Genomic DNA, 12,877 nt, shown 5'->3' on the forward strand with positions numbered 1-12,877 from the left:
TGGCCTAAAGGCAGGTATTTCAGCTTTGAACGATATCTGTAAAAATACCTTTTTTATCTATAATTGATAGTTCCAGGAGTTGATTTTGAACATTGTTTAACATTTTTTCTGTTAATTGTTCTTGAGACCATTCGGTCAATGAAAGCCACTCTTGAATGTCTTCTTGTTTTTGATGGTAGCGTTCAGAAAGCGTCCTGTCAATGCTTGGAATTTCTTTAAAGTCTGCTGTCGTCTGGTTGATGATTTCAAGGATTTTTTCGATAATTTCTGGGTTCTTCTCCAGCATCTCATTTCGAACCGCAATCACAAAACACGGCCAAGGCGTAGGACAATCAGCGATTCTGCGGAATGTGCCGTTGTCAACCAAAGGTTTTGTCATAAAACGTTCCCACATAAAATAATCTGCAGTGCCTTCATTTAAGGCAACAACCGCGCCATCAATGGTGTTGATGATTTCGAATTTTAGGTTTTCGGTTTTCCAGCCCTCTTTGTGCGCGTTGACATAAGCCATCAATTGCGAACCCGAACCCAATCGGCTGATAGCTACTTTAGTGTTTTCTAAGTCCGAAAGATTTTCGTATTTTGATTGGGCATATACGTGAATTCCCCAAATTAAAGGCGATTTTACATAAACCTGAACAATTTTACTTTGATTTCCGGCAACGATATCTTTAATGATCCCTTCGGTTAAAATAACGGCAATGTCAGTCTCTTCATTGCGAAGCATTTGGCATAATTTTCCTGTTCCTTCAGGAACATCTGTCCATTGCAAGTCGATATTTTCGGCTTCAAATTCACCGTTTTCAATGCAAAGATGCCACGGCAGATTAAAATGTTCTGGAACTCCGGCTATTTTTATTGTTTTCATTTTTCTATTTCAAAGTTCAAAATTAGTCGATAAATATTCTTTTTTTGACTATTCAACTAATTTGTTTAAAGTATAAGCAATCAATTCATCTACAGCTTTATATGGATCTTCACTAAAAGTACCGCTTGCACGATTGGCAATGATCGCATTTAACGATAAAGCGTGGTGACCTAACAACGCAGAGAGGCCGTAAATGGCAGCGGTTTCCATTTCAAGGTTGGTAATCCTGTTATCGTCAAAATTGAAATTATCCATTTTATCATTCAATTCTGGATCTTGAATTTCCAATCGCAAAACGCGTCCCTGCGGACCATAAAATCCTCCTGCAGTTGCCGTGATGCCTTTGAAGATTTTATCGCTTTCAATCAGCTTTTCTAATTTTTCACTGCATTTTACCACATACGGTTTTCCTTTTCGGATGTCCCAGTTGGTGTGATTTAAAAAGGCTTCCTCGATAGCGTACGACGTAATTTTATCAATCAGATAGGAGCGAAGCATATTGTCTAGACCCAATCCGAATTTTGACATTACAAAACTATCGACAGGAATGTCTTTTTGCAACGAACCTGAAGTTCCGATTCTGATGATGTTTAGAGAAGTCAGTTCTTCTTTCGGTTTTCTAGTGTCTAAATCAATATTGACTAAAGCATCTAATTCATTAACTACAATATCAATATTATCAGGGCCGATTCCGGTTGACATTACGGTAATTCTTTTTCCTTTGTAGATTCCCGTCTGGGTTTTAAACTCTCTTTTTTGCGTTGAAAATTCAATGCTGTCAAAGAACTGCGTGATTTTTTCAACACGGTTTTGGTCGCCCACAAAGATGATATCGTGCGCTATATTTTCTGGTTTTAAATTCAAATGGTAAACACTGCCGTCTGGATTTAATATTAGTTCTGAAGATTGTATCATTGGTAATTGAATGATTTAATAGTTAGAAATTGAATGATTGTACAAAGGATCAACCGCCCACGCGTTTTACTTTAAAACCTTTGTCTTTTAAAATGGCCATTATTTTATCGCGGTAATCGCCTTGAATGATGATTTCTCCGTCTTTAAAACTTCCGCCCACAGCTAATTTACTTTTTATTTCTTTGGCGAGAATTTTAAAATCTTCGTCTTCGCCCGTATAACCAGAAATTATTGTGGTCGGCTTGCCTTTTCTCTTTTCATATTTGCAGATCATCGGCTCTTTTTGTATCCAAAGTTCTTTTGGTTCAGATGAAACTTCCTCAATTTCTTGGGAAGGTTCGTGATCTGGAAACAGGTTTTTTAATTGGTCTTGTAAATCCATTTTAAATAAATTAAAAAGAAAAGACATCAAGCAAAACTTAATGTCTTTTCAAATATATAAAAGTAAAACTTATTTTTTGATTAATCCCAACTCAACCAGACGTTCGTACAGGAATTCTCCGGCAGAAATGTCATCGTATAATTTTGGATTCTCTTCATCGATGCAGTTTTCCAAACAATCCAGGCGCATATCGCTGACAGGATGCATGAAAAACGGAACCGAATAGCGTGACGTTCCCCACAATTCTCTTGGCGGATTTACCACTTGGTGAATTGTCGATTTTAATTTATTATTGGTGTGGCGTGAAAGCATGTCGCCTACATTAATCACCAATTCGTCAGGTTCAGCAATCGCATCAATCCATTCGCCGTCGTGGTTTTGAACTTGCAGTCCTCTACCTTGAGCGCCCATCAACAAGGTAATCAGGTTGATATCGCCGTGCGCCGCGGCACGAATTGCATTTTCAGGTTCTTGCGTAATCGGCGGGTAATGAATCGGCCTCAAGATCGAATTTCCTTCTTTTGCGAATTGGTCAAAATAGAATTCATCCAATCCAAGGTGCAAGGCTAAAGCTCTCAAGACATAAATTCCTGTTTTTTCAAGCATCTGGTAGGTTTCTTTTCCGACTTCATTAAAACGAGGCAATTCTTTTACTTGCACATTGTCAGGATATTCGCCAGCCCATTTTGAATCGTTGCCTACATATTGGCCAAAATGCCAAAATTCTTTCAAATCACCTTCTTTTCGGCCTTTTGCACTTTCTTTTCCAAAAGCGACATAACCTCTTTGGCCACCGATTCCAGGAATTTCATAGCTGTACTTCGTTTCTAATGGGAGGGCAAAGAAGTTTTTAATTTCCGTGTACAATTCATCCACCAATTTGTCATTTAAAAAATGACCTTTTAAAGCAACGAAGCCTATTTCTTCAAATGCTTTTCCGATTTCATTTACAAATTTTTGTTTACGTTCCGGGTTGTCCGAAAGGAAATCACGCAAGTCAACACTAGGAATATTTTGCATACTCTTTTAAAAATAGATGTTAATAACTTTGCTAGGCGTCACGCCTTAATAGTTACAAAAGTAAAGATTATTTCATTTAAAAATTCTAAAACGCGTCAACATTTTACTTTATTCGAGACTGAAAAAAAAAGTAAAATAAATATTTGCGTTTATTTGGATTTATTATAAATAATGAAGTTCTTTGCACCAGAATTAAAAAAATATCCCACAAAGACTGGTCATGAAAAAGTGTTTTTTCTTATTTTTCGTACTTAATACGGTATTAAGTTTTGCCCAAAACGGGACTGTTTCTGGAAAAATTGAATCTAACGATGCGCAATCGTTTTCAAATGTCAATGTAATTGTAAAAGAAATAAACAAAAGCGCAGTTGCTGATCAAGATGGAAATTTTCTATTAGAAAACATTCCTTATGGAAAATACACTTTAGAGTTTTCTTCTCTTGAAACGGATAAAAAAGCAATAGCAATTGAAGTTAAGGTGCCAACGAATTTTATTCCAGTAGTACTTTTAAGAAAAACAAATTTTCAAATAGACGAAGTTGTAATTAAAAAAGAATCAACAAAAAGCCAGATCGAAGGAAAAGGTTTTGCCGTTAATGTGATTGAAACCAAACAAGCCGGATTGCGCAATTTACAGACAATTGAACTGTTAAATCGTACTGCTGGCGTAAGAATCCGTCAAAACGGAGGATTAGGATCTGATGCCAATTTTAATATCAACGGAATGTCTGGAAATGCGGTAAAGATTTTTATCGATGGAATTCCGGCTTCCACTTATGGTTCTTCTTTCGACTTAAACAGCATTCCACCGGCCATGATTGAAAGAATTGAAGTTTACAAAGGAGTCGTTCCGGGTCATTTGTCTGAAGATGCTTTAGGTGGCGCCATTAACGTAATCCTGAAAAAAGGAATGAGAAACAACTTAAATGTTGCTGCTTCTTATGGGTCTTTCAATACGGCGCAAACTAATTTTAGCGGATTGTATCGCTTTGAAAATTCAGGATTTACAATCAAATCTTCTGGATTTCTAAATTATTCTGACAATGATTATGAGGTTTGGGGAAATATGGTTTACAACATTTTGCCCAACGGAAGAAGAGAGTTTGTAAAAGCAAAAAGACGCAACGATGCTTATCGCTCAATGGGCGGTGTCATCGAACTGGGATATACAGATGTAAAATGGGCTGATAATTTTTTAATCGGAATTACCGCTTCAGATGCTTATAAAGAAGACCAGCACGGTGTTTTTATGACCATTCCTTATAAAGGAAGATTTAATGAATCGGATGCACAATTGGTAAACCTGAATTACAGCAAGAAAGATTTCTTGACAAAAGGACTGGAAGTGAATTTGCAAGCCATCTACGGACAAAGAAACCGTATGATAAATGACACGGTAAGAGGTGTGTATGACTGGGATGGAAATAGAGCTTATGACATCAATGGAAATCCAGTATTTAGCAATACCGGTGCGCAACAAGGCGCGGCTACCTTAGCAACAATAAAAAGAGATGTTTTTTCTGTAAGATCAGGTGTTTCGTATGCATTTAATGACAATCATAAGATATTGGTGAATAATTTATTCAATACTGTGGATCGAAAAGATGATGACGAATTGAAATCAGTTTTAGAAAGAAATTTTCAAGGAACTAGGGATTTATCGAAAACAATCACATCACTGACGTATGAATTTGTAGGTTTTAATGATAAATTAAAAACGTCTTTATTCGGAAAATACTACCAGCAGAAAATTGAACGAATGAATCCGATCGTTGAACAAATAAACGGTGTGAATACAAGAGTGGAACAAGTGGTAAGCAGCAATAAGAAAGCCGAAGGATACGGAATTGCAGCGTCTTATATCATTACACCGACAGTAACTGTTTTGGCATCTGCTGAAAAAGCAGTTCGAATGCCAAATGAAAATGAGGTTTTTGGAGATGCAGGTGATAACATTGTAGAAAATCCGAACATCAAAAACGAAACAAGTGAAAACGTAAATCTTGGGTTTAAGCTGGGAACATTTGAATTTAAAAAACACGCTTTGTCTTTTGCCGTTAACGGATTTATTAGAGATATCCAAGATAGAATCGGTCGTCCCGTTCAAACATTGATTAATAGCAATATTCAAGTTTTGCCTTATGTCAATCAAGGAAACGCGAAGTCAAAAGGATTTGATTTTGAATTGAACTATACGTTTGACAACAATTTGAATTTTACATTCAATACATCAAAATTTGAATTGACGACTACAGACATTTACAACAGAAAAAGAGCGCTTCCAAATGAACCTTTTTTTACGATCAATGCAGGACTAAATTACACCTTTAAAGATCTTTTGGGTAAAAAATCAAAACTTAACGTGTTTTACAATTACTTCTTCGTTGATACATTTAATTACATAATGTCACCAGGAAGCAACAACGCGGGGCTAGATTATTTTGATATACCTCAGCAAAACATTCAAGATTTAGGCTTGAGTTATATGTTTCCTAATAATAAATTGATTATCAGCTTTGATGCTAAAAATATCTTTAACAAGCAAGCTTTTGATAACATGGGAGTTCAAAAACCAGGAAGCGCTTTTTACCTAAAATTAAATTACGTATTCAATAATTTCTAAATACACATATATATCCAATGAAAAGAAAATTTTTTAAGTTATTCACTTTAGCAACCGTTTTAGGTTCGTTAGTTTTAACGAGCTGTGGGGATGATGATACAAATGGATCTGGAACAACTGAACCGCCTATCACTGAAGGCAGATGGATCACAGTTGCTGGAGCAGTTATGGGAACAACAGATGGTGTTCCAGGAGATGGAAACGGGGGAACATTGATTTACTCTATCAGTAAGGACGATGCCAAAGACCCAAACAAATCAGTTAACGTTTTTGATAATGGATATGTAGTGCCTTCAGCAAGAACTGCTCGTTTGCAATCGTCTGAAGATGGTTTTACCTTCTTTAATATTGCTTATGGCGGTGGTAACGGAGGAGAATTTTCTAAATATATAGTGGGTGGAGGACAAAACTTCTCGCCAACAGGTGGTGTGGTAAACATTGCACAATATGCAAGTGCAAGTCCAAGATGGGTGAAACTATTTGACGGTGACAAAACGGGTGTTGCAGTAAATGTAACAGCGCCAGTAGTTCACACCGATGGAACTGGTGCGTATAGCAATACGAGAGGTACGGCTACAGTTTTGACTTTAGACATGCAAAATGCATTAATTTCTGGAACTAAATCGTATGAAATTGCATTAACTGCAGCAGAAGAAGTTTTAGGGCACCACATCTTCAGGTTAGATGCACCAGTTTTAAATAAAGCAGGTAACAAATTGATCATCGGTACGTGGATGCGTAAAACAAATCCGGCTACAGGTGCTAACGAAACTACTTTTGAGCATTTAGGTTCTAAATCAGTAGTTGTGGATTATCCTTCTTTACAAAATCCAACCATCATTACCTCAACAGTTGGTTTTGGCGACACCAGCGGATACCGTTCTTTCAACAGCTTTTTGGCTGACGACGGAAATATCTACCAGGCGACCCAAAGAGATGCAGGCGGTTCACACATCTTAAAAATCAACCAAAACAATACGTACGATAACAGTTTTGTTTTCAGTTTAGATGCAGCATTAGGAGTAACAAATTCATACATTGAAAACTGGAGATACGTTGGTAACGGAATTGCATTGATAATGTACACGCACGATGGCGCTTCTGTATCAGGATTAACTGATCAGCCTCAAAGTTTCATGGCTCGCGTGGACTTGAATGCAAAAACAGCACAGCAAATTGACTTGCCATACAGCACAGATATGTATTTCTTCCAGTACCAAGGTTTTGTTGTTGACGGATACGATGTATATGTAACAATTGCGCCGGTGGGCCAAGATGGAAATATCTATGTAATCAATAGCCTTACCGGTGCGGTAACTAAAGGTGCCAGATTGATCAACAAACCAGGAAATCACTTTATTGGAGCGTTCTAACAAATACAGCATATAAATTTTAAAATACAAAACAATATGAAATCAATAATCACAGCACTTGCATTTTCTTTAGTATTAGTTTCTTGCAACAAAGAAGAGAAAAAAAGAAAAGGCGTGGATTACAACGCTGCAAAAGCAGAATTAGCCTTGACAGCAGAACAAGAAAAAAGTTATGACGAAGTAGTTGCAAAATATGCTAAAATTGCAGAAGAAAGCAAGGCAGCGGCAACTGATGGTGCAAAACCAGACCGTGTGGAGATGTTTAAAAAGATGGAAGAAAGAAACGTGCAGCAAACTGCTGACATGGCTGCTTTTTTAAATGAAGCGCAACTTCAAAAATATTCAGATTTCGTAGCAAAGAATTCAAGAAAAAGACCTCGTTATGATGATGCGCTTTTAGCTAAAATCAAAACAGATTTGGCTCTGGATGAACAGCAGGCAAAGATGTTGGAAGCAGCAAACAATGCTTTCGAAAAAGCCTACCAAGACGCACACGATTTATACCATGGAAATGGAGAATTGGCAAAAGAGTATTGGGATAAATATGATGCCGAAAGAAAAAATGCGATGAAACAAGTTTTATCAGAAGAGCAAAATACGGCATTCTTAGAACTAGTGAAGGGTCAAAAACCAGCAGCTAAAAAATAATATTTAGGTTAGTGTTCATAAGGCATACGTAAGGAGTTCTGATTCATCAAACTCTTTGCGTGTGCTTTTTTTAATAGCTAACTTTGCATAACAGCACAAACAGCAACACATGAATATCTTAAAATCATTAGTTAGAAAACGACTGAAAAAAGAATCAAAACTAAAATATGCAATAGCATTATTGCATTTGTGGCTGGGATTGCTATCTTCATTAGTGATTTTTACTGTTTGTCTTACCGGAAGTATTTATGCTTTTAAAAACCAGATCAATGATTTTTACAACCGTGACAAAGTATATGTAGAAAGCACTGGAAAGCGACTGCCTCTAGATGTTATTCAAGAAAAATTTTCTAAAAAGAATGCAGAAATCACGGCAATCATAATTCCAGAAAACAATAAAAAAAGCTACTTAGTTACCTTTGATGATAAAGACACGAAGGTTTCTAAAACACAGTATCTAAATCCATACACAGGAGAAACGTTAGGTGGAGCGGACCACGGCTTAGACCAATTCTTTGCTGTCGTGCTTGACATTCACAGAACAATGCTGGTCAACCAGATCGGAAAACAGATTGTGGGCATATCTTCGCTACTATTTATTTTTATGCTGCTTTCAGGACTGGTGCTTTGGTGGCCTAAAAAGTGGAAGCATCTCAAAGCAGGACTTACCGTCAAATGGAACGCCAAATTCCACAGATTGAATTATGACATCCACAACACTTTAGGCTTTTATGCGCTTCTCTTTTTAATGTTTATGGCCATCACAGGTTTGTATGTGACTTATCCTTGGATGAAAAGTGGCATCATCGTCAGCTTGGGCGGAAATGCCGTGCTGACTGAAAATGCTGGGGAAGGAGCCAATGATGAAATCTCAAATGCTTTTTCTGATTTGCTGAAAGACATGATGGACAAGCAAGACGAGATGGCCGACTTAAAAGAAGTGAAGCCGGTTTCTATGGACAGTATTTCAGGTTTGGCTTACAAACATTTAAAATACAGCGCTACCACCATTATCCAGCTTCCTGACGAAAAAAATCCGCGTTACCGAATCAAGAAAATAAATACCGACAATTGGTTAGGAGCACAGCTTCCAGATGAAATTACTTTTGATAAAAAAGGAGAAGTAAAGACCATAGAGCGTTTTGCAGACAAACCGTTAAACAAGCAGTTTGTGGAAATCTCAAAACCGTTGCACACCGGAGAAATTCTAGGGCTCCCAAGCGTGATTTTATATTTCATTGTTTCCTTGGTAGGATGTTCTTTGCCGATAACAGGTTTTATTATTTGGTTGAAAAAAGTGAAATAAAAAAAAGAATACTGATTAAAGAATTCAATATAAAAAAATCTTGTCTAAAAGCTATAATTGTTTATACAGGATTTTTTTTTAGGATTAAAATCAAAAAAAGTACAGAATAATGAATTAGGATAATGCTTCTTAAATAGCTGTTTTTTATTATGATATAATTACTTATTTTTGTTTCATGCTAACAATAAATTAATTTATTATGAAAAAACTTTACGTACTATTCTTTTTTGCAATTACTTCCTCTTTTGCACAACAAGGTTCCTTGTGCACTGACCCAATTGTCATTATATCTTTGCCCTATACTACAACAGACAATACGGCAAATTATGGTGATAATTATGATCCCGCCACAACCTCAAGTCCTACTTGTAGTACAACATCGAGTGGTAACTATTATCACGGAGGAAATGATGTTATTTATTCTTATACACCAACTCAAAGCGGTACAATTAAGATAGAAATGCCATCGGCAGTAGGTTGGTCTGGATTGTTTGTTTATACTGATTGTGCCGATATTGGTGTTACTTATGCAGCTTGTTCCACAAGTATTTCTACAGGAAACAGAACAATAAATAATTTTGCAGTTACTGCAGGGCAAACTTATTATTTCTTCCTTTCTACATGGCCAAATCCACAAACAATGGCATACACTTTAAATGTAACACAACTGACATTAAATATAAATGAATTTGAAGCTACTCAAAAAATAGGATTGTATCCAAATCCTGTAAAAGACAAGTTGCAAATTCAATCCAATTTAGACATTACTTCAGCTTCAATAATTAGTATCAATGGACAAGTAATTCGAAAAGTTGAGGTAAAAGACAATACAATTCCAATGGAAGATTTACAATCTGGATTGTATATTGTGCAGTTAAATACAGCAAACGGAAGCATATTGCACCAAAAAATCACGAAGTTGTAATTTAAATTAAGATAATTTTTAAAAGCCTATTCCTAAAAAAAATAGGCTTTTTTTAATGGTAATTATTTAGAAAAAAGACGCTATAAATTAATATCACAGAACTTATTTATACTGTTATTTTTTTATACTTTTGGGCGAGCTATTAAATCACGCAAACCTTTTCGTAAACGATTATGAACTTCGATAGAAAAAACCTAACCAACGAGCAATTATTAGATTTATACAAAAGAATTTTAAAGCCTCGCTTAATTGAGGAAAAAATGCTGATTCTCATCCGTCAAGGAAAAGTGTCCAAATGGTTCTCCGGAATCGGGCAGGAAGCCATCGCTTGTGGCGTCACCGCCGTCTTGGACAAAGACGAATACATCTTGCCGATGCACCGAAACTTAGGCGTTTTCACAGGAAGAGATATTCCGTTGCACCGCCTATTTTCGCAATGGCAAGGAAAAGCAAACGGATTTACCAAAGGGCGCGACCGCTCGTTCCACTTCGGAACCCAAGAATATAAGATTATAGGTATGATTTCACATTTGGGACCTCAATTAGGGGTTGCCGATGGAATTGCCTTGGCCAATAAACTGAAGAAAAACGGAAAAGTAACTGCTGTGTTTACCGGAGAAGGAGCTACTTCAGAAGGCGATTTCCACGAAGCTTTGAACATTGCTTCCGTTTGGGAACTGCCGGTGATGTTCGTCATCGAAAACAACGGTTACGGACTTTCAACACCCACCAACGAACAATACCGTTGCGAAAACTTAGCCGATAAAGGCATTGGCTACGGAATGGAATCCCACATCATTGACGGCAACAACATTTTGGAAGTTTTCAATAAGCTATCTGAATTAAAAGCGTCAATGATTGAAACGCCACGTCCGGTTTTATTAGAATTCAAGACCTTCAGGATGCGTGGCCACGAAGAAGCCAGCGGTACCAAATATGTGCCTCAGGAATTAATGGATATGTGGGCAATCAAAGATCCGGTGGACAATTATAGAAAATATTTAAAATTAACCGATGTTCTTTCTGAAGAAGAAGACGAAGCCATTCGTGCTGAAATTAAAAAAGAAATAGACGAAAACTGGGCTTTGGTGCAAACCGAACCAGAAATTGTGGCTTCTTATGAAGAAGAATTAAATGATGTGTACAAGCCGTTTGATTTTGAAGAAGTTACACCTTCTGAGAAGACAGTCAACATCCGTTTGATCGACGCCATTTCAGAAAGTTTAAGACAGTCGATGGAACGCCATGATAATTTGGTGATCATGGGACAAGACATTGCCGAATATGGCGGTGCATTTAAAATCACAGACGGTTTCGTGGCCCAATTCGGAAAAGAAAGAGTGATCAACACCCCAATCTGTGAAAGCGCAGTAGTTTCTGCCGGAATGGGACTTTCGATAAACGGACACAAAGCCATTGTGGAAATGCAATTTGCTGATTTCGTATCGACCGGTTTTAACCCGATTGTCAATTTATTGGCAAAATCACACTACCGTTGGTTAGAAAATGCCGATGTTGTAGTAAGAATGCCTTGCGGTGGCGGGACCCAAGCGGGACCTTTTCACTCCCAAACCAACGAAGCGTGGTTTACCAAAACGCCAGGCCTGAAAGTGATTTATCCTGCGTTTCCATATGATGCCAAAGGATTGCTGAACACTGCCATCAATGATCCTAACCCAGTGCTGTTCTTTGAGCACAAGCAATTGTACCGAAGCATTTACCAAGATGTGCCCAAAGAGTATTACACGCTTCCGTTTGGAAAAGCCGCCTTATTGAAAGAAGGAAAAGACGTCACTATTATCGCTTTTGGCGCGGCAGTGCATTGGGCATTGGACACGCTGAAAAACAATCCTGAAATTCAAGCCGACCTGTTAGACTTGCGTTCGCTGCAGCCTTTAGACACCGAAGCGATTTTTGCTTCCGTAAAGAAAACTGGAAAAGCAATCATCTTGCAAGAAGACACCATGTTTGGCGGTATTGCCAGCGATATTTCTGCCATGATTATGGAAGAATGTTTCGAACACCTGGACGGACCCATAAAACGTATAGCGAGTTTAGATTCTCCAATTCCATTCACCAAAGCATTAGAAGACCAATTTTTAAGCCGTGGTCGATTTGAAGAAGCCTTAAAAGAATTATTGGCGTATTAATAAAGTTGATACTATAATTCGTCACCGCAAGAAACGAACCAATCACATCACAACACAAAATCCCGATTAATAAATGTGCCCCAAAAGTTTGACACTATTTGGGGCATTTTCATATAAAGAAAGTCATGTCTCCAGCACGTTTACAATTTCCCAATTCTGTAGTCAAATCACCTTATTTGTGAATGTATCACCTTAAACCATTTCTATTTTTTATAGCAACTTGGCGTAAACTAGAATTCCGTCCACAATAATTGAAGTTCCAAAGGATTTATTTCCAAAGAGAATATTACTGATATCAGTTGGTTTTACAGTTTTAGTAGCGATAGCTTTAAACTCACTTAAATTAAAATTTGTTATAGCTTGTCCTAGAAGTTGTTCTAGAACATCGTTCAGAGTAAAGGCTTGAACTTATTCAGTAGATCTTTTTTGGATTAAATTTTAGGGTAATCTTTTCCTTTTCTGACAAAAACTACAATTTTATGCAAACACAAGTTATGTGTATTAAGAAATATTAAAGCTCTTTAAAAAGCTTTGAAAGTAAAATTTTTTCCATTTTCATGTTTATCTAATTATTTAAAAACAATCATTTCATTGATTGTTATTTTTTTTTTTGATCAATCATGTTCACATTTTGAATGGCAAGCGAAGTAGTAGTTTTAATATATAC

General features: G+C 37.0%; 10 protein-coding genes. 6 read left to right on the forward strand and 4 right to left on the reverse strand.

All coding sequences use genetic code 11. The features are described 5' to 3' along the window. Positions 1-19: 19 nt before the first annotated feature. From EG849_RS03755 to EG849_RS03770, 4 genes are all read right to left on the reverse strand, one after another. On the reverse strand, positions 20-868 hold the full coding sequence (locus EG849_RS03755; protein ID WP_125011750.1) for a substrate-binding domain-containing protein: 849 nt from the start codon (positions 866-868) through the stop codon (positions 20-22). A gap of 48 nt (positions 869-916) precedes the next feature. After that, complete coding sequence (locus EG849_RS03760; RefSeq protein WP_125011751.1) at positions 917-1,783, reverse strand: nucleoside phosphorylase; 867 nt, start codon at positions 1,781-1,783, stop codon at positions 917-919. A 49-nt stretch (positions 1,784-1,832) separates the two neighbouring features. Further along, entirely contained in the window at positions 1,833-2,165 is a 333-nt protein-coding gene (locus EG849_RS03765; protein ID WP_125011752.1) for a translation initiation factor, read from the reverse strand. Between the two features lie 69 nt (positions 2,166-2,234). After that, positions 2,235-3,185, reverse strand: coding sequence for an isopenicillin N synthase family dioxygenase (locus tag EG849_RS03770; RefSeq protein WP_125011753.1), 951 nt, complete (start codon positions 3,183-3,185; stop codon positions 2,235-2,237). Positions 3,186-3,405: 220 nt separating this feature from the next. Between EG849_RS03770 and EG849_RS03775 the strand changes: the two genes are divergently transcribed. The 6 genes from EG849_RS03775 (at position 3,406) to EG849_RS03800 (ending at position 12,210) form a co-directional block, all read left to right on the forward strand. After that, positions 3,406-5,808, forward strand: coding sequence for a TonB-dependent receptor (locus tag EG849_RS03775; RefSeq protein WP_125011754.1), 2,403 nt, complete (start codon positions 3,406-3,408; stop codon positions 5,806-5,808). Positions 5,809-5,825: 17 nt separating this feature from the next. Beyond that, positions 5,826-7,181 carry a hypothetical protein gene (locus tag EG849_RS03780; protein ID WP_125011755.1) on the forward strand — a complete coding sequence of 452 codons (1,356 nt, stop codon included), beginning with the start codon at positions 5,826-5,828 and terminating at the stop codon, positions 7,179-7,181. Between the two features lie 36 nt (positions 7,182-7,217). Next, positions 7,218-7,829 (forward strand): hypothetical protein, encoded by a 612-nt coding sequence (locus EG849_RS03785; RefSeq protein WP_125011756.1) that lies wholly within the window; start codon positions 7,218-7,220, stop codon positions 7,827-7,829. 109 nt (positions 7,830-7,938) lie between these two features. Continuing rightward, entirely contained in the window at positions 7,939-9,135 is a 1,197-nt protein-coding gene (locus tag EG849_RS03790; protein ID WP_125011757.1) for a PepSY-associated TM helix domain-containing protein, read from the forward strand. Between the two features lie 199 nt (positions 9,136-9,334). Further along, on the forward strand, positions 9,335-10,060 hold the full coding sequence (locus EG849_RS03795; RefSeq protein WP_125011758.1) for a T9SS type A sorting domain-containing protein: 726 nt from the start codon (positions 9,335-9,337) through the stop codon (positions 10,058-10,060). A gap of 173 nt (positions 10,061-10,233) precedes the next feature. Then, complete coding sequence (locus tag EG849_RS03800) at positions 10,234-12,210, forward strand: alpha-ketoacid dehydrogenase subunit alpha/beta (protein WP_125011759.1); 1,977 nt, start codon at positions 10,234-10,236, stop codon at positions 12,208-12,210. Positions 12,211-12,877: the final 667 nt, after the last annotated feature.

The sequence above is a fragment of the Flavobacterium macacae genome, assembly GCF_003865365.1.
In the GTDB taxonomy this organism is placed as follows: domain Bacteria; phylum Bacteroidota; class Bacteroidia; order Flavobacteriales; family Flavobacteriaceae; genus Flavobacterium; species Flavobacterium macacae.

Excerpts from the sequence above, each read along its gene's own strand:
- EG849_RS03770 (WP_125011753.1), bottom strand. The coding sequence starts at position 3,185 with ATGCAAAATATTCCTAGTGTTGACTTGCGTGATTTCCTTTCGGACAAC.
- EG849_RS03765 (WP_125011752.1), bottom strand. The coding sequence starts at position 2,165 with ATGGATTTACAAGACCAATTAAAAAACCTGTTTCCAGATCACGAACCT.
- EG849_RS03755 (WP_125011750.1), bottom strand. The coding sequence starts at position 868 with ATGAAAACAATAAAAATAGCCGGAGTTCCAGAACATTTTAATCTGCCG.
- EG849_RS03795 (WP_125011758.1), top strand. The coding sequence starts at position 9,335 with ATGAAAAAACTTTACGTACTATTCTTTTTTGCAATTACTTCCTCTTTT.
- EG849_RS03775 (WP_125011754.1), top strand. The coding sequence starts at position 3,406 with ATGAAAAAGTGTTTTTTCTTATTTTTCGTACTTAATACGGTATTAAGT.
- EG849_RS03790 (WP_125011757.1), top strand. The coding sequence starts at position 7,939 with ATGAATATCTTAAAATCATTAGTTAGAAAACGACTGAAAAAAGAATCA.
- EG849_RS03780 (WP_125011755.1), top strand. The coding sequence starts at position 5,826 with ATGAAAAGAAAATTTTTTAAGTTATTCACTTTAGCAACCGTTTTAGGT.
- EG849_RS03760 (WP_125011751.1), bottom strand. The coding sequence starts at position 1,783 with ATGATACAATCTTCAGAACTAATATTAAATCCAGACGGCAGTGTTTAC.
- EG849_RS03785 (WP_125011756.1), top strand. The coding sequence starts at position 7,218 with ATGAAATCAATAATCACAGCACTTGCATTTTCTTTAGTATTAGTTTCT.
- EG849_RS03800 (WP_125011759.1), top strand. The coding sequence starts at position 10,234 with ATGAACTTCGATAGAAAAAACCTAACCAACGAGCAATTATTAGATTTA.